The organism is Nocardia sputi, assembly GCF_023501985.1.
The window spans coordinates 95,577-117,304 of record NZ_JAMFLC010000019.1 but is presented as its reverse complement, the minus strand read 5'-3'; the positions used below and the strand labels follow the sequence as shown (position 1 = coordinate 117,304).

23 protein-coding genes are annotated in these 21,728 nt (G+C 67.9%); 15 read left to right on the top strand and 8 right to left on the bottom strand.

What is annotated here, in order from left to right; genetic code table 11:
• Positions 1-66: 66 nt before the first annotated feature.
• Complete coding sequence (locus tag M8859_RS24480; RefSeq protein ID WP_249644877.1) at positions 67-2,601, top strand: tetratricopeptide repeat protein; 2,535 nt, start codon at positions 67-69, stop codon at positions 2,599-2,601.
• Between the two features lie 5 nt (positions 2,602-2,606).
• On the opposite strand, the gene M8859_RS24475 is transcribed toward M8859_RS24480, so the two are convergent.
• Entirely contained in the window at positions 2,607-3,833 is a 1,227-nt protein-coding gene (locus tag M8859_RS24475) for an FxsB family cyclophane-forming radical SAM/SPASM peptide maturase (protein WP_195071678.1), read from the bottom strand.
• A 13-nt stretch (positions 3,834-3,846) separates the two neighbouring features.
• Entirely contained in the window at positions 3,847-4,011 is a 165-nt protein-coding gene (locus tag M8859_RS24470; protein ID WP_159923825.1) for a hypothetical protein, read from the bottom strand.
• Positions 4,012-4,185: 174 nt separating this feature from the next.
• On the opposite strand from M8859_RS24470, the gene polA reads away from it, so the two are divergent.
• Together polA and M8859_RS24460 are read left to right on the top strand one after the other, a co-directional pair.
• Entirely contained in the window at positions 4,186-6,930 is a 2,745-nt protein-coding gene (polA, locus tag M8859_RS24465; protein ID WP_223517106.1) for a DNA polymerase I, read from the top strand.
• Positions 6,931-7,130: 200 nt separating this feature from the next.
• Entirely contained in the window at positions 7,131-7,625 is a 495-nt protein-coding gene (locus tag M8859_RS24460) for a beta-class carbonic anhydrase (protein ID WP_159923829.1), read from the top strand.
• 67 nt (positions 7,626-7,692) lie between these two features.
• Here the strand turns inward: M8859_RS24460 and M8859_RS24455 are convergent, their stop codons facing one another.
• Positions 7,693-8,022 carry a DUF6191 domain-containing protein gene (locus tag M8859_RS24455; RefSeq protein WP_159923830.1) on the bottom strand — a complete coding sequence of 110 codons (330 nt, stop codon included), beginning with the start codon at positions 8,020-8,022 and terminating at the stop codon, positions 7,693-7,695.
• Positions 8,023-8,145: 123 nt separating this feature from the next.
• Here M8859_RS24455 and M8859_RS24450 point away from each other — a divergent pair, with 123 nt between their 5' ends.
• Complete coding sequence (locus M8859_RS24450) at positions 8,146-8,352, top strand: hypothetical protein (protein WP_159923832.1); 207 nt, start codon at positions 8,146-8,148, stop codon at positions 8,350-8,352.
• Between the two features lie 123 nt (positions 8,353-8,475).
• Positions 8,476-8,886: a 2-isopropylmalate synthase gene (locus M8859_RS24445; protein WP_223517100.1), complete on the top strand. Its 411-nt coding sequence runs from the start codon at positions 8,476-8,478 to the stop codon at positions 8,884-8,886.
• Between the two features lie 143 nt (positions 8,887-9,029).
• Here the strand turns inward: M8859_RS24445 and trxA are convergent, their stop codons facing one another.
• Positions 9,030-9,416, bottom strand: a complete 387-nt coding sequence (gene trxA / locus M8859_RS24440; protein ID WP_159923836.1) for a thioredoxin — start codon at positions 9,414-9,416, stop codon at positions 9,030-9,032.
• 47 nt (positions 9,417-9,463) lie between these two features.
• Positions 9,464-9,994: a 2'-5' RNA ligase family protein gene (locus M8859_RS24435; protein WP_159923838.1), complete on the bottom strand. Its 531-nt coding sequence runs from the start codon at positions 9,992-9,994 to the stop codon at positions 9,464-9,466.
• A 78-nt stretch (positions 9,995-10,072) separates the two neighbouring features.
• On the opposite strand from M8859_RS24435, the gene M8859_RS24430 reads away from it, so the two are divergent.
• The 4 genes from M8859_RS24430 to M8859_RS24415 all read left to right on the top strand — a co-directional run bounded on the left by M8859_RS24430 (position 10,073) and on the right by M8859_RS24415 (position 14,071).
• Entirely contained in the window at positions 10,073-11,167 is a 1,095-nt protein-coding gene (locus M8859_RS24430) for an isocitrate/isopropylmalate dehydrogenase family protein (RefSeq protein ID WP_159923840.1), read from the top strand.
• Between the two features lie 232 nt (positions 11,168-11,399).
• On the top strand, positions 11,400-12,323 hold the full coding sequence (locus M8859_RS24425) for an ABC transporter substrate-binding protein (protein WP_195071675.1): 924 nt from the start codon (positions 11,400-11,402) through the stop codon (positions 12,321-12,323).
• Between the two features lie 3 nt (positions 12,324-12,326).
• Positions 12,327-13,286 (top strand): amino acid ABC transporter permease, encoded by a 960-nt coding sequence (locus tag M8859_RS24420; RefSeq protein ID WP_195071674.1) that lies wholly within the window; start codon positions 12,327-12,329, stop codon positions 13,284-13,286.
• Positions 13,287-13,318: 32 nt separating this feature from the next.
• Entirely contained in the window at positions 13,319-14,071 is a 753-nt protein-coding gene (locus tag M8859_RS24415) for an amino acid ABC transporter ATP-binding protein (RefSeq protein WP_159924036.1), read from the top strand.
• 62 nt (positions 14,072-14,133) lie between these two features.
• Here the strand turns inward: M8859_RS24415 and M8859_RS24410 are convergent, their stop codons facing one another.
• Positions 14,134-14,886: an SDR family NAD(P)-dependent oxidoreductase gene (locus M8859_RS24410; RefSeq protein ID WP_283779999.1), complete on the bottom strand. Its 753-nt coding sequence runs from the start codon at positions 14,884-14,886 to the stop codon at positions 14,134-14,136.
• A gap of 48 nt (positions 14,887-14,934) precedes the next feature.
• Between M8859_RS24410 and M8859_RS37715 the strand changes: the two genes are divergently transcribed.
• On the top strand, positions 14,935-15,138 hold the full coding sequence (locus tag M8859_RS37715; protein WP_372492939.1) for an imine reductase family protein: 204 nt from the start codon (positions 14,935-14,937) through the stop codon (positions 15,136-15,138).
• A gap of 167 nt (positions 15,139-15,305) precedes the next feature.
• Here the strand turns inward: M8859_RS37715 and M8859_RS24400 are convergent, their stop codons facing one another.
• Entirely contained in the window at positions 15,306-16,205 is a 900-nt protein-coding gene (locus tag M8859_RS24400) for a LysR family transcriptional regulator (protein ID WP_249644875.1), read from the bottom strand.
• A 71-nt stretch (positions 16,206-16,276) separates the two neighbouring features.
• Between M8859_RS24400 and M8859_RS24395 the strand changes: the two genes are divergently transcribed.
• The 4 genes from M8859_RS24395 to M8859_RS24380 all read left to right on the top strand — a co-directional run bounded on the left by M8859_RS24395 (position 16,277) and on the right by M8859_RS24380 (position 19,176).
• Entirely contained in the window at positions 16,277-17,632 is a 1,356-nt protein-coding gene (locus M8859_RS24395) for an FAD-binding oxidoreductase (RefSeq protein ID WP_159923850.1), read from the top strand.
• 80 nt (positions 17,633-17,712) lie between these two features.
• Entirely contained in the window at positions 17,713-18,597 is an 885-nt protein-coding gene (locus tag M8859_RS24390; RefSeq protein WP_159923852.1) for an SPFH domain-containing protein, read from the top strand.
• Between the two features lie 12 nt (positions 18,598-18,609).
• Positions 18,610-18,768: a type II toxin-antitoxin system antitoxin gene (locus tag M8859_RS24385; protein ID WP_195071670.1), complete on the top strand. Its 159-nt coding sequence runs from the start codon at positions 18,610-18,612 to the stop codon at positions 18,766-18,768.
• Positions 18,769-18,867: 99 nt separating this feature from the next.
• Positions 18,868-19,176, top strand: a complete 309-nt coding sequence (locus tag M8859_RS24380; protein ID WP_159923854.1) for a hypothetical protein — start codon at positions 18,868-18,870, stop codon at positions 19,174-19,176.
• Here M8859_RS24380 and M8859_RS24375 read toward each other — a convergent pair.
• Positions 19,160-20,005: a class I SAM-dependent methyltransferase gene (locus tag M8859_RS24375; protein ID WP_223517088.1), complete on the bottom strand. Its 846-nt coding sequence runs from the start codon at positions 20,003-20,005 to the stop codon at positions 19,160-19,162. The genes M8859_RS24380 and M8859_RS24375 overlap by 17 nt on opposite strands.
• Before the next feature lie 241 nt (positions 20,006-20,246).
• Between M8859_RS24375 and rpsA the strand changes: the two genes are divergently transcribed.
• On the top strand, positions 20,247-21,713 hold the full coding sequence (rpsA, locus tag M8859_RS24370) for a 30S ribosomal protein S1 (RefSeq protein WP_063022430.1): 1,467 nt from the start codon (positions 20,247-20,249) through the stop codon (positions 21,711-21,713).
• Positions 21,714-21,728 lie beyond the last annotated feature (15 nt).

Here is a 21,728-nt window from a genome sequence, read left to right as displayed (position 1 = left end):
AGGCCGCTTCGGTCCGCTGAAGCTTTTTCCGGGCGATGACCGCGTCCCGCGGGTTACCGTTGACAGGTGACAGCGGTCGGACGGCCGTGGCGGGTGTTCTTGAGTCACACTCGTGATCTCCGGTCCAAGCCGAGTGGACGTTCCTGGATCACCTCGGCCGAGGAAGCGGTGAAAAGGTTCCGGCATGCGCCGGTGGACATGAAGTACTTCGCCGCCGATGGCCGGCCACCTGCCCAGGTGTGCGCGGAGCTGGTCGGTCTCGCCGATCTGTACGTCGGGATCATCGGGAGCAACTACGGCTCGCCGGTGCCCGATGACCCGTCACGCTCTTACACCGAACTCGAGTTCGACACCGCCACAGCGGCGGGCAAACGCAGACTGGTGTTCTTGGTCGCGGACGATTTACCCAGGCCGGCCGACGCCCGCCAGCTCGCGTTCCACGCTCGGCTGCTCGATTCCGGGCTGACGATCGCCCGCGTCGCCGACCCGGGTGAGCTGGACGCCGCGCTGACGCAAGCCATCGCCCAGCTGATGCTCGACGACGCGATGCGCGGCCCTGTCGTGGCGCCGGCTTCGAGACCTCGCCCACGTCAATTACCGGCCGCTGCATCGGGTTTCACCGATCGCGCCGAGGACAGCGCCTGGCTGACCGCACTACTGCGCGGTGACGGAACGTGCGCGCGCTCGATCGGCATCATCAGCGGTCCGCCCGGTGTCGGAAAGTCGACGCTGGCGGTCCGGGTGGCGCACGCGCTGCGCGCGGAGTTCCCGGACGGGCAACTGTATCTGGATCTGCACGGGTACAGCGCGATGCCGGCATCGACGGCCTACGAGGCCCTGGATCGTTTCGTGCGGACCCTCGACGACACCGCGCACGGGGACCCGGAGCTGGACGTGGAGCGGCTGGCGCAGCGCTACCGCGCGCTGCTCGATGGGCGGCGCGTGCTGGTGGTCATCGACAATGCCTTGACTCCGGAACAAGTGCGGCCGCTGCTGCCGCCGCCTTGCTGCGCGACCGTGATCACGTCACGAAGCCCGTTGTCCGGGCTGGTGGTACGGGACGATGCGAGCAGGCTGGTGTTACGGCCACTGATGCCGGCCCACGCCGAGACGTTGCTGAGGACCGCGACCGGCTCGCAGGACAGCGCCGCGGCGGCGAAGGTCGCACGGATGTGCGGGCATCTGCCGCTGACGCTGAAGCTCGCTGCGGAGCACGCCGCCGTGTCCGGCATGACCTTGGGGGAGCTCGCGGCCGAGCTGTCGAACGAACGGAACCGGCTGGACGCACTGGCCGGTGTGGACGGTGACCCGACATCGGAGGTACGGATGGTGTTCTCCTGGTCTTACCGGAATCTGCCCCATGATCTCCGCCGTGCATTCCGGCTTCTCGGTTTGCATCCGGGCGATGAATTCAGCACCACGGCCGCGGCGGCGCTGCTGGGTGTTCCGGCGGATCGAGCCCGCCGAATCCTGGACTCCCTCGTGGCATTCAGTGTGCTGGAGCGCCTGTCCCGCAATCGTTACCGATTGCTGGACCTGTTGCGGGAGTACGCGGCAGAGCGAGCCGCGGAAGACGAGCCCGACGGAGCGCGTCACGCTGCGCTGGCTCGGGAACTCGACTGGTACGCGCATACCGTGGACGCCGCCGACCGATTGCTGGCGCCGCTGCGTCGGCATGTGCCGCTCGAGCCGCCCGGCCCCGGCACTCCGACCACCGAGTTCGGCGACTACGACAATGCTCTGAAGTGGTGTGACAGCGAGAGAGCCAACCTGGTCGCGGCGATACGGGCCGCCGGTACGGACGGTATGCCGGACGTCGCATGGCGGCTGGCGCTGGCCGCGGTGACTTTCTACAAGATCCGCCGTCACCACGACGATTGGCTGACGACCAGTGAACTCGCCGTGACCGCGGCGCGGGAGGCGGGAGACGCCTTCGCCGAGCAGTGGTGCCTGACCAGTCTGGGTGGCGCGTTGGTCGAGGTCGGCCGTTTCGAAGAGGCGCGGTCGGCGTACGAGCAGTCGCTGCGGATCAACCGGCAGATCGGCGACCGGATCGGCGAGGGCATGGCGCTGGGAAACCTCGGGGAGGCCGCGCGCGAGCTCGACCGCCCCGACTATGCCAGCGAGCTGGGCGAACAGGCCCTCGCGATCTGGCGCGCGATCGGCGATCGGCGCAACGAAGCCATTGTGCTGCGAGATGTCCTCGCCGGTGCGCGCTTCGATCACGGTGACTACCCGGCGGCGGAACGGCTCTACCGGGATGCTCTCGCGGCTTGTCATGGCATCGACTCGCACACCGAGGGCAACGTACTGCACGACCTGGGTACCACCCTGCAGGCCATGCTCCGGTACGGGGAGGCCGCGGATACTTACGAAGAGGCGCTGGCGGTGCGGAGGATGAGCGGCGACCGTTTCGGGGAGGCGGAAACCCTTTACGCCCTCGGGGAGACCCGGCGGTTGCTCGGCGACCAGGTGGGCGCGCAGAGCGCGCTGCTCCAAGCATTGGCCGTTTACGTGGAATCGGGTTCACCCCGTGCCGACGAGGTGCGTGCGCGCCTGCGCGAACTGGGGGTCGATTCGGAGGATGGGCACGGGAGCTAGGGCTGCTACCTGCTGCGGGTGGCGCGGATTGCGGCGAGTGAGGTCCCGCGCCGCGCCAAGCCGTCGGCAACCCGCTGCTCTATATGAGTGATCAAGGCGAACAGGTCGGCGCAATAGACGGACGGATTGCCGAACCCGTTCTCCGGCCGATACCGATGGGGGTAGAGGCCGCCACCGCAGATCCGGTGGTGTGCGCAGGAGCGACAGATGGGCGACAGCGCGTCGATTCCCTGCTGCCTGGCTACGAAGGACGGTAGTCGCAGCACGTCGTCGAGTGCGTGCCGCAGGACATGCAGGCCGGTGGCCGCTGCGCCGTCGTGCACGGCTTTCATGCTGTCCACCTGTTCGTATGAACCATCGGTCTCGATGACCACGAGCGCCACCGGATCCAGCCCGAACGATTCATAGCTTTCGGTACCACCGAGCACCAGATGCACCAAATCCTCGAATATACGTACCCCGCAGGGACATTCGGCCGCATCGAACCACTCATCGAAGATGGGTATCAGCCAGTCGGCGTACGGAGTACGACCGTCGCCGGGAACCAGACCGGGCGGCGGGTTCTCCCACGTGCCGTGCGGGAGCAGGAAATCGACCGCGGGCAGATTCCTATCCCGCAAAGCCCGCCAGACGTCGAGCGGATCGGCCTCGAGTTGGATGGTGCAGAGGACGCCGCTGAAATACGCGCTCCGCTCCGGCTCACGCATGAGCTCGATCGCCGCCACGACGGTGTCGTAGCTGGACCTGCCGTTACGGAAACGCCGGTGGAGGTCGTTGGCCTTCCGGTCTCCGTCCAGGCTGATCCCGATGCCGATATCGGCTGCGATCAGGCGGTCGGCGGCCACCGCGTCCAGCCGCACGCCGTTGGTCTGAACCGAAGCGACGACACGGGTGGGCGCCAGTCGGTGGCGCAGCTCGTCGACGATCCGCACAAGGTAGTCAGGGCCTGCGAGCAGAGGTTCTCCACCGTGCAGCCGGACGGTCACACTGTCCAGATCGTGTGTACGGGCGTGCTCGGCGATGCGGTCGCCGACAGCGGCGACGATTTCCGGCGCCATACCGCGCGGTTGGTTGCGCCACGACTGATCCGCCAAGTGATAGACGTAGCAGTAGTCGCAGTCCAGATTGCACCGGGACTGAACCTTGAGAACGAACTCGCGTAACGGACGGAATCCGCCGGTCGGCCGCGCCGGAGCCGAGGAGAAGCCCGGCCACGGCAGATCCGCCGACATCTCTGTATCCGGATTACCGGTCTTGTCGTGGGGCGCGGACGGCGGTGACCGCGCGCCCGTTCGAACTGTGGGCGTAGGCCGCGCAGTCCGCGGCTCGCGGAGCGTGCAATCGCTCCAGGGCCAGGTCGAGCGCGGATGCCGGAGCGGAAACCGGGGGAATCTCGGCGGGCGATTTCATGGCGGCTCCTTATGGAAGTCTGTCTCTATCATCGCATTTCAACCCGCACGGCGAGGGGTGAATGAGCGGTCCGCGTACCGACCGGGCCGCAGGTGGGATCGGCGCGCCGCCGACCGTCGGTCAGCCGGGTGTCGGCGTATGGCCTTGTCGGTGCCGGTCCCTAGACTCTGGGGCGTGAGTTCACCCACGACCGCTCCGCGTCCTGCCCCCGCGTCCGGCTCCATCGATCCCGGTTCGGGGGACCGGCCGACGCTGCTGTTGCTGGATGGGCATTCGATCGCCTATCGCGCGTTCTTCGCGCTACCGGCGGAAAACTTCAAGACGGTCACCGGGCAGACCACGAACGCGGTCTACGGCTTCACCGCGATGCTGATCAACCTGCTGCGCGACGAGAAGCCGACACACGTTGCCGCGGCGTTCGACGTCTCGCGCCAGACCTTCCGTGCCGAGGCGTACCCGGAGTACAAGGCCAATCGCACCACCACGCCGGACGAGTTCCGCGGCCAGGTCGAGCTCACCAAGGACGTGCTCGGGGCGTTGGGCATCCCGGTGATGGCCATCGAGGGCTTCGAGGCCGACGACATCATCGCCACGCTCACCACGCAGGCGACGGCCGCGGGTTTCCGCGTGTTCATCGTCACCGGTGACCGGGACGCCATCCAGCTGGTGGACGAGAACGTCACCGTCTTGTACCCGCGCAAAGGCGTATCGGACCTGACCCGGTTCACTCCGGAAGAGGTGATGGCCAAATACGGCCTCACGCCGAACCAGTACCCCGACTACGCGGCGCTGCGCGGCGACCCCAGCGACAACCTGCCCGGCATTCCCGGCGTGGGGGAGAAGACCGCCGCCAAGTGGATTCGTGAGTACGGTGACCTCAACGTCCTGGTGGAGAAGGTCGACCAGGTGAAAGGCAAGGTCGGCGACGCGCTGCGGGCGAATCTGAGCAGCGTGGTGCTCAACCGGCAGCTCACCGAGCTGATGCGGGACGTGCCGCTGCCCTACACCCCCGATCAGCTGGCGCAGGGGCCGTGGGATCGCGAGAAGATCCATCAGTTGTTCGACGATCTCGAGTTCCGCGTGCTGCGCGACCGGCTGTTCGAGACGCTGGCGCCGCCGGAGCCGGAGGCGGAGTCGGGATTCGAGATCAGCGGCGGCGCGCTGGAGATCGGCGCGGTCGCGGGCTGGCTGGCCGAGCATGCGAAAGCCGGTGCGCGCCATGGTGTATCGATCGTCGGCACGGGCTCTCCGGCCGGTGGTGACGTCCGAGCGCTGGCCATCGCGGCGGGTGACGGCGAAAGCGGCTACATCGACGTCACGGTGCTCACCCCGGAAGACGAAGCCGCGCTGGGCGCTTGGCTCGCCGACCCGGCCGTGCCGAAGGCACTGCACGAGGCCAAGGCCGCCCTGCACGCGCTGCGCGGTCGCGGCTGGACTCTCGGCGGGCTGACCAGCGACACCGCGCTGGCGGCGTATCTTGTCCGCCCCGGTCAGCGCACCTTCAACCTCGATGACCTGTCGTTGCGCTACCTGCACCGAGAGCTGCGCGCCGAGGCCGGCGAGACCGCGCAGCTGTCACTGCTCGACGAGGAGGACGCCGTCGACGCCGAGTTGGCGCGGGCGCAGATGTTGCGCGCGCGTGCCGTCGCCGACCTGGCCGACGCGCTCGACGAGGAACTGGCGAAGATCGAATCCATCCCGCTGCTGGCGGACATGGAGCTGCCGCTGCTGGGTGTGCTGTCCGCTTTGGAGGAGGCGGGCATCGCGGTGGACACCGACCAGCTCGCGACGCTGCAGCGGCAGTTCGCCGACCGGGTGGCAGAGGCGGCCGAGGCGGCCTACGAGGTGATCGGCAAGCAGATCAACCTGGGCTCGCCCAAGCAGTTGCAGGTGGTGCTGTTCGACGAGCTGGACATGCCGAAGACCAAGCGCACCAAGACCGGCTACACCACCGACGCGGACGCGCTGGAGTCGCTCTACGAGAAGACCCAGCACCCGTTCCTGGAGCATCTGCTCGCGCATCGCGACGCCACCCGCCTGAAGGTCACCGTCGACGGCCTGCTCAAGTGCGTCGCCGAGGACGGTCGCATCCACACCACGTTCAACCAGACGATCGCGGCCACCGGTCGGCTGTCCTCGACCGAACCGAACCTGCAGAACATTCCCATCCGCACCGACACCGGCAGGCAGATCCGCGACACATTCGTGGTCGGCTCCGGCTACCAGTCGCTGATGACCGCGGACTACAGCCAGATCGAGATGCGGATCATGGCGCACCTGTCCGGGGACGAGGGGCTGATCGAGGCGTTCAACTCCGGTGAGGACCTGCACACTTTCGTGGCGTCGAAAGCGTTCGACATCCCGATCTCCGAGGTCGGTCCGGAACTGCGCCGCCGGATCAAGGCGATGTCCTACGGCTTGGCCTACGGATTGAGCTCCTACGGTCTGTCCGCGCAGTTGAAGATCAGCACCACCGAGGCGAAGGAGCAGATGGAGGTCTACTTCGCCCGCTTCGGCCGCATCCGCGACTACCTGTACGAGGTGGTGGAGCAGGCGCGCAAGGTCGGCTACACCGAGACGCTGTTCGGCCGCCGCCGCTACCTGCCCGACCTGGACTCCAGCAACCGGCAGCGCCGGGAATCGGCAGAACGGATGGCGCTCAACGCCCCGATCCAGGGCACCGCGGCCGACATCATCAAGGTGGCGATGATCAACGTGCACCGGGCCATGAACGAGGCCGGTTTGCGCTCGCGGATGCTGTTGCAGATCCACGACGAACTGTTGTTCGAGGTAGCCGACGGCGAGCGGGAGGTGCTCGAGGCGCTGGCACGCGAACAGATGTCCTCCGCCATCGCCCTCTCGGTGCCGCTGGAGGTCTCGGTCGGCGTCGGCCACAGCTGGGACTCCGCCGCGCACTGACCGGCTCCGCGCACCGCACCGGACATGCCGGGCCCGACCGCACGGGCCCGGCATGGGGCAATCGGCGAGCTATCATCGGGCCGCCGCGTGCAAGTGAATGAATCACGGTGAACGGGACCCCTGTCCCATACTGCGCGGCCACCTACCGTTGGGCTGATCACACAGAGGGATTCACGCATACCGAGCGCAGGGGATGGCCCATGACTGTCACCGACGAGTACCTGGAGAACAACGCCGCCTATTCGAGCACCTTCCGAGGCCCGCTGCCGCTGCCGCCCGCCAAGGGCGTGGCCGTGGTCGCGTGCATGGACGCGCGGCTCAACGTCTACGGCGCGCTCGGCCTCGCCGAAGGCGAGGCGCACGTCATCCGCAATGCGGGCGGCGTCGTCACTCCCGACGAGATCCGCTCGCTGGCCATCAGCCAGCGGCTGCTCGGCACGAGGGAGATCATCCTGATCCACCACACCGATTGCGGCATGCTCACCTTCGCCGACGACGACTTCAAGGCGAGCATCCAGGAGGAGACCGGGATCAAGCCCGAGTGGGCGGCGGAGGCGTTCTCGGACCTGGAAACCGATGTGCGTCAATCGATCGCGCGCATCGTCGCCAGCCCGTTCGTGCCGCACAAGGATTCGATCCGCGGGTTCGTCTTCGATGTCGCCACCGGCAAGCTGAACGAGGTTCTTCCCCGCTAGGGGGCGAATCCGCCCGCACAGTGCGATCCGGAAGACGGCGCCCGGATCTCCCTACGGCCGACCATGTTCACGAAGTCCGGCTTCCCGAAGGCCGCTGCCCGACCAGGCGGGCCGAACCGTGGGCGAGATCTACCTCGTCGCGGGGCGGCGCGCCGTCGGACTTGTCCTCGCGGTGCATCAGTGTCGTCAGCCGCTGCTCGAACTCGTGGTGTTTGCCGCCTTGGAAAACCGCCGTGACTTCTTCGAAGCCTGCGGCCGCCACCGGGCGGCCGGACCGCTTGCGGGTCCAGGGCAGCGCGCGGCTACCGGTGAGCTTGTTCCAGGCGACTTCGGCGAAGGCGAACAGGATGAGCAGGACGGCCAGACCCGGAATGGTCATCGCGACGAGGAGACCCATGTCACCGACGCTACCCTCGTTCCGCCCGCAGCGGCCTGAACTGCACGAACGGTACTCGTCAGTAGACAAATCGGGCATCGAATGTGGTTGCTATTGCGTCGCGATGTCCCTATTCTCGATGCCGTGCCGAATCCCGCCGACCGCCGCAGCGCAGCGCTCACCGTCGCAGACCGCGACAGCGCTCTGCTTTCGGCGTCGCTCATCGGGCCCTCCGTGGTGACGCAGGCTACCGCCTTCGAGCCCGAGGTTCGCGCCGAGCTACTTCCGCTCACCGCGATGGTGGCGCCGCGTCCCCGAGTCCTCGTAGTACCCCGCCGTAGCGGGGTCTGATTCGGGCCGGCCCCCTCGCTGCGGGCTTTTCCACTTGTTAGTGCTGGTCCCCTCTGTCAACTGAACCACGACATTCTCCGGGAAGACCTACTTTCAATGACCATCCTTACTCTTGATACAGACATGTTCCACGCCGCCGCTCCCAAGGGCTTACGCGCCGAAGCCGCCGGGCTGACCTCGGCAGAGTTCCACAGCCGCTACTGCGCGGACGGCGGTCCGATCCGCCTCGGTGAGTGGTCTCCTGCGGGCGCGCGCACCGCGGAGTTCACCGCCACGCTGGAGTTCGCCGACCATCTGCGGACCGTCGTGGCCACCGGCAGCCCGGTCGCCGCGATGACCTCGGCTCTCTACGAGGAGGGCTACCCCGTGGAGATTCTGCAATTCCACCAGCGGCGCACCGCGGACGGCACCGCCACCTTCGTGCGGTGCGAATGCAACGGCAGGCGCGGCTGGGGCGCGGCGATCGCCGATGACGGCGCGGAATCGACGGTTCGCGCCATGATCGCGGGCGTCAACTTGCTCGGCGTGTCCTGAGATCACGCACGGACCGCGGGGAGGCAGCCTGCCGCCCCCGTCACCGTGGGGAGCGGGCCCGGACGCGGACTTCGCTCCCGCGCGTCCGTCCCCGGGCCCGAGTGAAAATCGTTGCGGCGCAGTGTTTCACCGCGCCGCGCGGATCACTGTCCGGCTTGGTTCTCGGCAGCCGCCTGCTGCTCGGCGAGCTGCTTGCGCACCTCGTCCATATCCAGCGCCTTGACCTGGGTCACCAGATCCTCGAGCGCGGCGGGCGGCAATGCGCCGGGCTGCGCGAACACCAGCACGCCCTCCCGGAAGGCCATGATGGTCGGGATCGAGCGGATGTTGGCAGCCGCCGCCAGGCCCTGCTCGGATTCGGTGTCGACCTTTCCGTGCACCACGTCGGGGTGCTTGTCGGAGGAGGCCTCGAAAGTCGGTGCGAAACTCTTGCACGGACCGCACCAATCGGCCCAGAAATCGACGAGTACCACGTCGTTTCCGGTGACTACCTCATCGAAATTGTGCTGGGTCAGCGTCTGGGTGGCCATGACATCCTCTCGTCTCGGTATGCCTGCTACAACGCGGGCTTCCTCGGTTATCTTCCACGGCGGATCCGGCCGACCGGCCATTCGCGCCGCTGATCCCCGTCCCACCGACGGATACCCAGCACCGTCGCCGGAAAATCCCGGTCACCGGCCACGGCGTGGATCGCCTCGCCGAGCAGGTGCGGGGGCACCCGCCTGGCCAGGGTGATGTGCGGCGTCCACGCGTCCGGGTGCACATTGGCCGGAACGCCGGGACATGGGGAAATCGTGTGGAAGATCCGCCGGTGCAACGCGAGCAGCGCCTCGGACGGCACCACCAGTCGCACCAGGATCGGACGGCGCGCACCGAAGACCACCAGTCCGCCGAGCCGCACGGGGATCGGCGCGAAGGCCAGCTCGTCCAGGGCCTGCTCGATGCGCGGCCAGATCTGCCTGGCCACCGCGGCGGTGATGTGCGGACGGTTGGACTCGTCGGTGCGCGCGGCCAGGCTCGCCACACCGGCCTCCGCGAGCATCTGCCACTGGCGGCGGATCTCGGTGTCGGCGGCCTCGTCGAGGAGTAGTTCGACCGACTGCACCATGGTCCCCGAAGGTAACCGCATCCGGCGTTGCCGCGGGCCGGTTCCGGCACCCGGGCATGTCGGCGGGAGGATGTCCCGGTGAACGACGTGAATCAACCCCGGGAGGGGCGGGCACTGCGGCTCGGCCTGATCGACGGCGACGGCATCGGCCCCGAGGTGGTGCGAGCCGCCAGGCAGGTGGTCGACGAGGCGTTGTCGGCGGTGGGCGCCGCGCCGGTCGACTGGGTGCCGCTGGCCATGGGCCACGCTGCCATCGCCGAATTCGGCGCCCCGCTGCCGGAGCAGACACTCGAGCAGCTGGCCGGGGTGGACGCGTGGATTCTCGGCCCGCACGACAACGCGTCGTATCCCGCCGAACACCGCATCGCGCCGGGCGGCGTGATCCGCAAGCGTTTCGACCTCTACGCCAACATCCGTCCCGCGCGGGCGTTCGCCGGTGTGCACGCGGCGGCGCCGGGCATCGACCTGGTGATCGTCCGGGAGAACAGCGAAGGTTTCTACGCCGACCGGAACATGTTCGCCGGAGTGGGCGAGTTCGGGCCCACGCCCGATATCGCGATGTCGGTCGGGCTGGTGACCCGTGCCGCCTGTGAGCGGATCGCGCATCAGGCGTTCCGGCTGGCCACGACACGACGCAAGCGGGTGACGATCGTGCACAAGGCCAATGTCCTGCCGTTGACGATGGGACTGTTCCGCGACGTCTGCCGGGAGGTCGGACTCGCGTACCCGGGCGTCGAGGTGGACGACGAACATGTCGACGCGGCGGCGGCGCATCTCGTCCGCGCCGCCGCCGACTACGACGTCCTGGTCACCGAGAATCTGTTCGGTGACATCCTGTCCGACCTGGCCGGGGAACTGAGCGGGTCGCTCGGCCTGGCCGCGTCGCTCAACTGCTCGGCCACCACGGCGATGGCCCAGGCGGTGCACGGGGCCGCGCCGTCGCTGGCCGGGCACAACCGCGCGAACCCGGCAGCGTTGCAGCTGTCGTCGGCGATGCTGTTGCGCTGGTTGGCGACCCGGGACGCGGAGGTGACCCTGGCGCGGGCGGGTGAGCGGATCGAGCGGGCGGTCGCCGCGACCTTCGAGGCGGGCATCGCCACCGCCGACCTGGGGGGACTCGCATCGACCAGCGAGTTCACCGAACAGGTGTGCGCCAGGGTGCATCGCTGGTAGCCCGAGCGGGTGTGCCGGGACGGAACGCGGATCCACGCCGGTGTCGCGCCCGACCAGGCCGCCGCAACCCGAACCCGCAGGTCAGCTGGCAACGGGGTAGGGTGTCGGGCCGGTGCGGCGGCACGGGACCGGCGGCGGTTTCGTGTTGCTGTTGCATTACTGTCCAGCGCGGAGCGTCCCGGTCGCTTAGATTGCCAAACGGGTGGTGACGCCCGGGTTGCGTGGAGCAAAAATGTGGAGGACTGCTGTGTCTGATCGATCGTTTCTCGGCAGGCGCGTCCTGCGAGCCGCCACGGGCGCGCTCGCCGCGGGCGCGCTCGTGTTGACCGGATGTACCACCAACACCGAGGAAACCGGACCCTCGGTGGCCAAGGTGCAGGTGGACAAGGTCGAAGAGATCGCCGCGCAGCTGCCCGACAAGATCAAGCAGTCCGGCAAACTCGTGGTCGGCGTGAACGTCCCCTATCAGCCGAACGAGTACAGGGACGCCAGCGGCCGGATCGTCGGCTTCGACGTGGACCTGATGGACGCGGTCGCCTCCGTGCTCGGCGTGAAGGCCGAATACGTCGAGTCGGCCTTCGAGAAGATCATCCCCGCCATCCAGGCCGGTACCTACGACGTGGGCATGTCATCGATCACCGACTCCAAGGAACGCGAGCAGCAGGTCGACTTCACCACCTACTTCAACGCGGGTGTCCAGTGGGCCCAGCAGAAGGGCAAGCCGGTCGACCCGGAGAACGCCTGCGGCAAGAAGGTCGCCGTCCAGGCCACGACCGTGGAGCACACCGAGGAGGTGCCCGCCAAGAGCGCCAAGTGCGTCGCGGAGGGCAAGCCCGCGATCGATATCAAGCCGTTCGACGAGCAGAGCGCCGCGACCAACGCGCTGGTTCTCGGTCAGGTCGACGCCATGTCGGCCGACTCCCCGGTGACCGCGTACGCGATCAAGCAGAGCGGCGGCAAGATCGAGACCGCGGGGCCGGTGTTCGACTCCGCACCCTACGGCTGGGCGGTGCCCAAGGGCGCGCCGCTGGCCGCCGTGCTGCAAAAGGCCGTCCAGCACCTGATCGACAACGGCAAGTACCTCGAGATCACGAAGAACTGGGGTGTCCAGGAAGGCGCCATCACCACGTCCGTCATCAACGGCGCCGTGAGCTGATCGATGGCGGACAACGACACTCGGCCTGCGCCCGGTGATCCCGGGCCCGGCGGAGTGGATTCGACGCGGGAGCCGGAGCCGATCAAAGCGGTTCCGCTGCGCAGGCCGGGGCGCTGGATAGCGGCGGCGGTCATCCTCGTCCTGGTGGCGCTGTTCGTCTACGGCGCCGCGACGAACCCGGCCTATCGCTGGGACACCTACTGGAAGTATCTGTTCGACAGCCGGATCACCGCGGGCGCCATCGTGACGCTGGAACTGACGGTGTGCGCGATGGCGATCGCGGTCGCGCTCGGGACGATGCTGGCCGTGATGCGGCTGTCGCCGAACCCGGTATTGCGCGCCACGGCGTGGGTGTACCTCTGGATCTTCCGCGGCACCCCGGTGTTCGTGCAGCTGGTGTTCTGGGGGTTGGTCCCCTCGCTCTACAGCCAGATCCAGTTGGGCGTTCCGTTCGGGCCGCAGTTCTTCCAACTCGACGTGCAGCAACTGCAGGCCGCGTTCACGTTCGCGGTGCTCGGCCTCGGCCTCAACGAAGCCGCCTACATGGCCGAGATCGTCCGGGCCGGGATCAACTCCGTCGGCGAGGGGCAGCGGGAGGCGTCGTTCGCGCTCGGCATGTCCTGGAATCAGACCATGCGCCGCACGGTGCTGCCGCAAGCTATGCGCGTGATCATCCCGCCGACCGGCAATGAGCTCATCGGCATGCTGAAGACCACCTCGCTGGTCACCGGCATCCCGCTGAGCACCGACCTCTTCGGCCGGGCACGCGATATCTACGGCGTGAACTTCCAGCCGATTCCGCTGCTGTTGGTCGCCGCCACCTGGTACTTGGCGATCACGAGCGTGCTCATGGTCGGGCAGTACTACTTGGAGCGCTATTACTCGCGCGGCGTCTCCCGCAGGCTGACCGCCAAGCAGCTGCAGGAACTCGCCGACGCCCAGCAGGTGGAGAAGGCGAAATGAGCGTGGACGTCGAGAAGACCACCTCCCCTCCGATGATCGTGGCGGACCGGGTCTGCAAGAACTTCGGGGCGCTGCAGGTGCTCAAGGGCGTTTCGCTCGAGGTGGGCCGCGGTGAGGTGCTGTGTCTCATCGGGCCGTCCGGCTCGGGAAAGTCCACCTTCCTGCGCTGCATCAACCACTTGGAACAGGTGAACGCGGGCCGGCTCTACGTCGACGGCGAGATCGTCGGCTACCGGGAGAAGAACGGCAAGCTGCACGAGATGCACCCGCGCGACGCGGCCAAGCAGCGCCGCGAGATCGGCATGGTGTTCCAGCACTTCAACCTGTTCCCGCATCGGACCGCGCTGGAGAACATCATCGAGGCGCCGACCCAGGTCAAGAAGGTCCGCAAGGCCGACGCGGTGACCAGGGCGCGGGAATTGCTCGACCGGGTCGGCCTGGCGGACAAAGCGAACGCCTACCCGGCACAACTGTCGGGCGGTCAGCAGCAGCGCGTGGCGATCGCCCGCGCGCTGGCCATGGACCCCAAACTCATGCTGTTCGACGAGCCGACCTCCGCGCTGGATCCCGAACTGGTCGGCGAAGTCCTCACGGTCATGCGCGAACTCGCTCGCTCGGGCATGACGATGGTCGTCGTGACCCATGAGATGGGATTCGCCCGCGAGGTGGCCGATCAACTGGCGTTCATGGACGGCGGCGTGGTCGTGGAGGCGGGACCGCCTCGGCAGCTGCTGGCCGATCCACGCCAGCAGCGCACGAAGGCCTTCCTTTCACGACTGCTTTGATTTCCGTCACCGACGAGGGCGGTATCCGGCACCAGGTCCCGGAAGGCCTCCCGGTCTCGAAGTCAGTCGACGAGGGCGCCACACGAAAGGTTGAGGACCGCGCCGGTCATGGCGCCTGCCATGTCGGACGCGGCGAATACCGCCGCGTCGGCCACCTCGGCGAGGCGGGGAAGTCGCCCGAGTCGGGTATCGCCTATCAAGGTCTGCAGGGAGGGGTCGTTCTCGGACAGGCCGGGGACGGTCTCCGGGGCGAAGTTGGAGCGAATGCATACGACGCGCACCCCGTACCGGCCGACTTCGCCAGCGAGGCTGCGGTTGAGGGCCTCGATGCCGGCGCAAGCGATGTTGAATCCACCCATGCGGTACCGATATTCAGCGGCTGCGGTAGCGGATAGCAGGACGATGACCCCGCTACCCCGCGCAGTCATCCGGCGTGCCGCCGCGGTCGTGGTGATGAAGTGTGAACGCGCGGCCTCGATGATCGGGATCATGAAGTCCTGGAGGTCCATATCGACCAGCGGCACGTCCTGGATTGCCTTCATGCCTACCGCGTTGAAGGAGATATCGAGCGAGCCGGCTTCTTCGATCATCTCGTCTGCGTGAGCCTCTACAGCCGTTCGATCGAACACGTCGACCTCTGCGACCTTCGCGCGACCGCCGGATGCCCTGATCTCCTCGGCCACGATTTCCAGCGTCGCCCGAGTGCGCCCGACCAGATAGACCTGTGCCCCTGCGCCGGCGTACGCCCGCGCCACTGCCCCGCCCATACTGCCTGCCGCTCCGTACACCACCGCGTTCTTACCAATCAAGCGCATACGACTTCAGACGGGCCGCGATGAGAAAAATCATCGCACGCCCAGCAGATAGACAACGGCCGGTACCCCGGCGACGAGGAATGGCTCGAGCTCGACGCGCCCCTCATGGACCACCTCATCCACGCCGCCCGACAGCGCGGCATCAACACCGAATTGCCCCAACTCATCAGATCGCTTACACACAGAGGCATCGAAGCCGGCCACGGCAGAGACAGCTTCGCAAGCCTCATAGAGACCATCGCCAGCGTCTGAGAACTCGACGCCGCGGAGATCCACCGCTCACTCCACCGACGACGCCCCACCACCGCCGCACACTCGCGATCGGGTCGACCACGTTGTCCGCGCTGTTTCGTCCCGCACGGCGGCCGGAGACGGCCCTGGTCGCGGCGGGCGCTTGCCACTCCGGCGGGCCGGTCGGTTCATTCGTCGACGCGCAGGGCGATTCGCAGCTGACCGAGCAGCACTTCGGCGGCTGGGTTCGCGGGACGGTCGGTGCGCCAGGCCAGCGCGAGACGCCCGCGCACTTCCGGTTCCACGATGCGCATGGTCCGCACTCCGAAAGCCTCGGCCTCCTCGGCGGTGAGATCGGGCACCACGGCCACGCCGAGACCGCGTGCCGCCAACCGCAGCAGGAGTGCGGGCGCCGCCGCCTCGTAAGCGACGGCGGGTTCGAAACCCGCCGCCGCGCAGGCTCGCTCGAAGACGGCGCGGATGCCGGTGCCCGGCGTCAGACAGATCAGCGGACGATCGCGCAGCGCCCTGACCGGGATCTCGGCGCCGTCGCCGAGGTCCCTCGCCGCGACCGCCGCCACCACCGCGGTCTCCAGCAGCACCTCGATACCGATGCCGGGACCGACGTCCGCGCCGGTCATTCCGATCAGAGCCATATCGAGTTCGCCCCGGTCGAGGGCGGCGAGCATCCGCTCCGAAGTGTCCTCGGTCAGGCTGATGCCGACTTGCGGGTGGTCTCGGTGGAAATCGGCGAGCACCGCGGCGACGTCGAATTCCTCGACCGCCGCCCCCGAGATGAGCCCGAGCCGGACTTGTCCGCGGAGCAACCCGGTGAACTCGTCCGCCGTGTGGGTGATCCGCTCGGCGGCGGCCAGCGCCGCCCGCGCGTGCGGCAGCACGGCCGCGCCCACCTCGGTCGGTGTGACCGTACGCCCGCCACGGTCGAGCAGTGGCAGGCCGAGCTCGCGCTCCAACTGACGGATCTGGGCGCTGAGCCCGGGCTGGGTCAGATGCAGCCGCGCCGCCGCGCGGGTGAAGTTCGCCTCCTCGGCCACCGTGACGAAGTAGCGAAGCTGCCGCAATTCCATAACTAGCAATTATAGGAAGTAGAAAAGCTGGCTGTTTTACTTATTGAACTCGTCGGGGAATCGTCGAAGCCATGGGACACATAGCAGAGACCATCGACCTCGACGCTTTCACCGGCCCGATCTTCCGTCCCGGCGACGCGGGCTACGACGCGGAGATCGCCGGTTTCCAGACCGCCTACACGCATCGCCCCGCCCTGATCGTCGGCGCTGCGCACGCCGAGGACGTGCGCGCTGCCGTGGAGTACGCGGCGCGGCACGAGTTGCCGATCGCGGTACAGGCGACCGGTCACGGGCTGTCGGTCGCGGCCGACGGGGGAGTGCTGATCAGCACGCGCCGGTTGGCGGGCATCCGCATCGATCCCGTACGCGGGACCGCCCACATCGGCGCCGGGGTCCGCGCGGGCGCGCTGGTCGACGCGGCGGCCGAGCACGGATTGGCGCCGCTGAACGGCTCGTCGCAGTCGGTGGGGATGGTGGGCTATCTGCTCGGTGGCGGCGTCGGACTGCTCGCGCGTCAGTTCGGGTACGCCGCCGAGCACGTGCGGGCGATCGAGCTGGTCACCGCCGACGGCAGGGTGCGCACGCTGTCGCCGGGCGACGAACTGTTCGGCGCCGTGCTCGGCAGCGGAGGCAACTTCGGTGTCGTGACCGGCCTCGAGGTCGGTCTGGTCCCGGTCACCACGGTGTACGGCGGGCAGTTGGTGTTCGACACGCCGCTGGTGGAGCGGGCGTTGGACGCGTGGCGGCAATGGACCGCGACCGTGCCGGAGGAACTCACCTCGACGGTCGCCATGCTCGCATTCCCGGATATCCCGCCGGTGCCCGCGCAACTGCGCGGACGGTACGTCGCCTCGATCCGGATCGCGTACAACGGGCCTGCCGAGCAAGCCGAACGGCTGATCGCACCGCTGCGTGCGGTCGGCGAACGGCTGACCGACGACCTGCGCACGATGCCGTACACCGAGTCGCACACCATTCACAGCGACCCCGATCACCCGCACGCTTACGCCGCCACCAACGCGCTGCTGAGTGAGTTCACCGAGGACGCCGCCGCGGCCTTGCTGGCTGCCGCTGGGCCGGAATCCGGCGCGGGGGCGGTGGTCGACATCCGTCATCTCGGTGGCGCGTCGGCCCGCCCGGGCGACGCCGGAATCGCGGTGGACCATCGTGAGGCCTCCTATGTCGTCCGGATCATCACCGGCCCCGAGGCTGCCGCGACCCGAGCCGATATCCGTGCCGCGCTGGCGCCGTGGACTCTCGGGCACAGCCTCAACTTCCTCTACGGGGCGGGCGCCGAGGCGGACGAGGCGCAGACCCGCGCAGGCTTTCGGCCCGACACCTACGCCCGGCTGGCGGCGCTCAAAGCGCAGCACGATCCGCGCAACCTGTTCCGCTTCAACCGCAACATCCGGCCGGACGCCCGGTGAGTTCGCCGCCGCCGCTGCCTGGTGGGGCGCGGCGGCAGCATGCTATCTTCGTGATATCACTCTGATATTGGGAGGATGTCATGCAGTTTCGATCCGCGTTCCGCCTGAACGGCTTTCTGGTGCTGCTGGGATGGTTCGTGCTCACGCTCCTGTTCGGCGCCGCCGCGGCGTTCGGTTTCGTCGCGGGAGCCCGCCACGGCAACGGCCTCGCCGTGGCCGGCGCGGTGGCCGCGACGGTGATGGTGGTCGTCTTGCTGTTGCTCGCGACCGGCCTGACCGTGGTGAACCCCAACGAAGCCAAGGTGGTGCAGTTCTTCGGCCGCTACGTCGGCTCGGTGAGCGAACCGGGCTTCTTCTCGGTGCTCCCGCTGACCGACCGCAAGAGCATCTCGCTGCGCGTGCGGAATTTCGAAACCCAGAAACTCAAGGTCAACGACGCCGACGGCAACCCGGTCGAGATCGCCGCGGTGGTCGTCTACCGGGTGGTGGACAGCTTCAAGGCCGCCTTCGCCGTCGACGACTACGAGGAGTACGTCGAGACCCAGTCCGAGGCGGCCGTGCGGCACTTGGCCACGACGCATCCCTACGACGCGCACGAGGCGGGCCGCACCAGCCTGCGTGACGGCGCCGAGGTCGCCGAGGAGCTGACCGTGGAATTGCGTGACCGCACCGAGATGGCGGGCATCGAGGTGCTGGAGGCGCGGATCACCCACCTCGCCTACGCGCCCGAGATCGCCCAGGCCATGCTGGTTCGGCAGCAGGCGGCCCAGGTGGTCGCCGCGCGAACCCGGATCGTGGAGGGCGCGGTCGGCATGGTCGGCCTGGCTCTGGAGCGGCTTGCGCAGGAAGGCATGGTGGAGCTGGACGAGGAGCGCAAAGCGGCGATGGTGTCGAACCTGCTCGTCGTGCTGTGCGGTGACCGTCCGACTCAGCCTGTCGTCAACGCCGGTTCGCTCTACTCCTGAGGCGGGCGGCCCGTGGCTGAGCGCAAGAGACTGCTGCTACGCCTGGACCCGGCCGTCCACGACGCCATCGCGAAGTGGGCGGCCGACGACCTGCGCAGTATCAACGCCCAGATCGAGTACGCGCTGCGCCTGGCGCTGGATCAGGCCGGGCGCAAACCGAAGTCGCAGTGACGCGACTCCGAGACCGATCAGAGATGGTGCCCCGCCCGATCGGCGCGAAGACTGCTAAGTGTCGGCAACTTCGGCCGTACCCACGGAAAGGGGACACAGATGGCCGCGACAGTGCACATCGACCACGTCGTGCGCGACTACGAGACGTGGAAACCGATGTTCGACGCCTTCGACAATTTCCTCGCCGAGGCGGGGGCTCGCAACTGCCGGGTGCAGCGATTCACGCACTATCCCAATCGGGTGCTCGTCGACGTGGACTTCGACAGCATGGCCGCGGCCGAGGCGTTCCGGGAGCGACTGCGCGAGATCGCCGGTCAGCCGCGGTCGCAGGAGATGCTGGTCACGCACGAGGTCTCGATCCTCGAGCTGGTCGACGAGCATCATCCGAAGCTCACGGCTTCCTCGTGACGAAGATCGCCGTGCCGGGGAAGAGTTCGCCGCGCATCGGGCTCCACTGTCCCCATTCGCGATCGAGCCATTCCGGCCATTCCGGTTCGACGATGTCCTCCAGGACCAATCCCGCCGCGACGATCTCGCGCACGCGGTCGCCGATGGTCCGGTGGTGCTCGACGTAGGTGGGCACGTCGTCGCCGTCCACCTCGACATAAGGGGTGCGGTCGAAGTACGGGATGGTGGCGGTCAGCCCCGCCGGACCGGGATCGTCCGGGAAGATCCAGCGCAACGGGTGGTTCACCGAGAAGACCCAGCGCCCGCCCGGCCGCAGCACCCGCGCCACCTCGCGCATCACCAGCGCGGAATCGGCGACGAACGGCACGGCGCCGAACGCCGAGCAGGCCAGATCGAAGGAGGCGTCGGCGAACGGAAGAGCCTCCGCGTCCGCCTGCACCAGCGGCACCCGCGGCCCGCCGCGCGCCATGACCGCCAGCCCCCGTTCGAGCATGCCGCGCGACAGGTCGAGCCCGACCGGCCGCGCGCCCTGCCCGGCCAGCCAGCGCGCGCACGGAGCCGAGCCGCAACCGATCTCCAGCACCCGCTTGCCGGTGACGTCGCCGAGGAAGCGCATGTCGCCCTCGTGCATGCCCTCCGGGCACCAGACGAACTCGCCGCCGGGCGACTCCACGCCGAGGAACTCCGCGTGCGTCTCGTGGTACTGGGCGGCATCGGCGTCCCACCATCGTCGGCTGGCCAGCCTGCTGGCCGCCGATCCGATCCGGGTTCGCGCTATTCCCGCCGTTCCGAGCAGTGCGTTTGCTTGCGCATGGCGATCTTCCGACACGCCGATCAGACTATCGGCGTGGCGACCCGACCGGTTTGCCCGCCCGGACCGAGGTCGCGTACGCTGAACGCGCGAGTGTCTTCCGTACAGCCGTACCGGAGTTCAACCCGTGCTGAGTTTCACGCGCGTCGCGTGCGGTACGTTCCTAAGTGTCCGTCTTCACACCTCGCGGTGAGATCGCAGCGTACCGAAAGTTCCAATGTCCGCAACCGACCACAATCCGTCCGGAGCAAACCGACATATGCCCACCACCGTCACCTCGCCGCAGGTAGCCGTCAACGACATCGGCTCCGCCGAGGATTTCCTCGCCGCCATCGACGCCACGATCAAGTACTTCAACGACGGCGACATCGTCGAAGGAACCATCGTCAAGGTCGATCGCGACGAGGTCCTGCTCGACATCGGTTATAAAACCGAAGGCGTCATCCCCTCTCGTGAACTCTCCATCAAGCACGACGTCGACCCCAACGAGGTCGTTTCCGTGGGCGATGAGGTCGAGGCCCTTGTTCTCACCAAGGAGGACAAGGAAGGCCGCCTGATCCTGTCGAAGAAGCGGGCGCAGTACGAGCGTGCGTGGGGCACCATCGAGGAGCTCAAGGAGAAGGACGAGGCCGTCAAGGGCACCGTCATCGAGGTCGTCAAGGGCGGCCTGATCCTCGACATCGGCCTGCGCGGCTTCCTGCCCGCGTCGCTCGTCGAGATGCGGCGGGTCCGCGACCTCCAGCCGTACGTCGGCAAGGAGATCGAAGCCAAGATCATCGAGTTGGACAAGAACCGCAACAACGTCGTGCTCTCCCGCCGCGCGTGGCTGGAGCAGACCCAGTCCGAGGTGCGCAGCGAGTTCCTGCACCAGCTGCAGAAGGGCCAGGTCCGCAAGGGTGTGGTCTCCTCGATCGTCAACTTCGGCGCCTTCGTCGACCTGGGCGGCGTGGACGGTCTGGTGCACGTCTCCGAGCTGTCCTGGAAGCACATCGACCACCCGTCCGAGGTCGTCGAGGTCGGCAACGAGGTCACCGTCGAGGTGCTCGACGTCGATCTGGATCGCGAGCGCGTCTCGCTGTCGCTCAAGGCGACCCAGGAAGACCCGTGGCGTCAGTTCGCCCGCACCCACGCGATCGGCCAGATCGTGCCGGGCAAGGTCACCAAGCTCGTTCCGTTCGGCGCGTTCGTCCGCGTCGAGGAGGGCATCGAGGGCCTGGTGCACATCTCCGAGCTGGCCGAGCGCCACGTGGAGGTTCCCGACCAGGTCGTGGCCGTCGGCGACGACGCGATGGTCAAGGTCATCGACATCGACCTGGAGCGTCGCCGGATCTCGCTGAGCCTCAAGCAGGCCAACGAGGACTACCACGCCGAGTTCGACCCGTCGAAGTACGGCATGGCCGACAGCTACGACGAGCAGGGCAACTACATCTTCCCCGAGGGCTTCGACCCCGACACCAACGAGTGGCTCGAGGGCTTCGACAAGCAGCGCGAGGAGTGGGAAGGCCGCTACGCCGAGGCGGAGCGTCGCCACAAGATGCACACCGCGCAGATGGAGAAGATGGCGGCCGACGCCGCGGCCGAGGCCGCGAACGGCGGCGGCGCGTCGAACTACTCCTCCGAGAGCGGTTCGCAGTCCTCCGCCAGCCAGGCCGAGCCCGCCGGCGGTTCGCTGGCCAGCGACGCTCAACTGGCGGCTCTGCGTGAGAAGCTGTCCGGCAACGCCTGATCGGCATCTGCTGAG

Coding starts and splice junctions, on each gene's coding strand:
- rpsA (WP_063022430.1), top strand. CDS start 20,247: ATGCCCACCACCGTCACCTCGCCGCAGGTAGCCGTCAACGACATCGGC.
- M8859_RS24455 (WP_159923830.1), bottom strand. CDS start 8,022: ATGGGTCTCCTCGTCGCGATGACCATTCCGGGTCTGGCCGTCCTGCTC.
- M8859_RS24420 (WP_195071674.1), top strand. CDS start 12,327: ATGGCGGACAACGACACTCGGCCTGCGCCCGGTGATCCCGGGCCCGGC.
- M8859_RS24400 (WP_249644875.1), bottom strand. CDS start 16,205: ATGGAATTGCGGCAGCTTCGCTACTTCGTCACGGTGGCCGAGGAGGCG.
- M8859_RS24435 (WP_159923838.1), bottom strand. CDS start 9,994: ATGGTGCAGTCGGTCGAACTACTCCTCGACGAGGCCGCCGACACCGAG.
- M8859_RS24445 (WP_223517100.1), top strand. CDS start 8,476: ATGTTCCACGCCGCCGCTCCCAAGGGCTTACGCGCCGAAGCCGCCGGG.
- M8859_RS24470 (WP_159923825.1), bottom strand. CDS start 4,011: ATGAAATCGCCCGCCGAGATTCCCCCGGTTTCCGCTCCGGCATCCGCG.
- M8859_RS24410 (WP_283779999.1), bottom strand. CDS start 14,886: ATGCGCTTGATTGGTAAGAACGCGGTGGTGTACGGAGCGGCAGGCAGT.
- M8859_RS24475 (WP_195071678.1), bottom strand. CDS start 3,833: ATGTCGGCGGATCTGCCGTGGCCGGGCTTCTCCTCGGCTCCGGCGCGG.
- M8859_RS24390 (WP_159923852.1), top strand. CDS start 17,713: ATGCAGTTTCGATCCGCGTTCCGCCTGAACGGCTTTCTGGTGCTGCTG.
- trxA (WP_159923836.1), bottom strand. CDS start 9,416: ATGGCCACCCAGACGCTGACCCAGCACAATTTCGATGAGGTAGTCACC.
- M8859_RS24460 (WP_159923829.1), top strand. CDS start 7,131: ATGACTGTCACCGACGAGTACCTGGAGAACAACGCCGCCTATTCGAGC.
- M8859_RS24425 (WP_195071675.1), top strand. CDS start 11,400: ATGTGGAGGACTGCTGTGTCTGATCGATCGTTTCTCGGCAGGCGCGTC.
- M8859_RS24415 (WP_159924036.1), top strand. CDS start 13,319: ATGATCGTGGCGGACCGGGTCTGCAAGAACTTCGGGGCGCTGCAGGTG.
- M8859_RS24380 (WP_159923854.1), top strand. CDS start 18,868: ATGGCCGCGACAGTGCACATCGACCACGTCGTGCGCGACTACGAGACG.
- M8859_RS24395 (WP_159923850.1), top strand. CDS start 16,277: ATGGGACACATAGCAGAGACCATCGACCTCGACGCTTTCACCGGCCCG.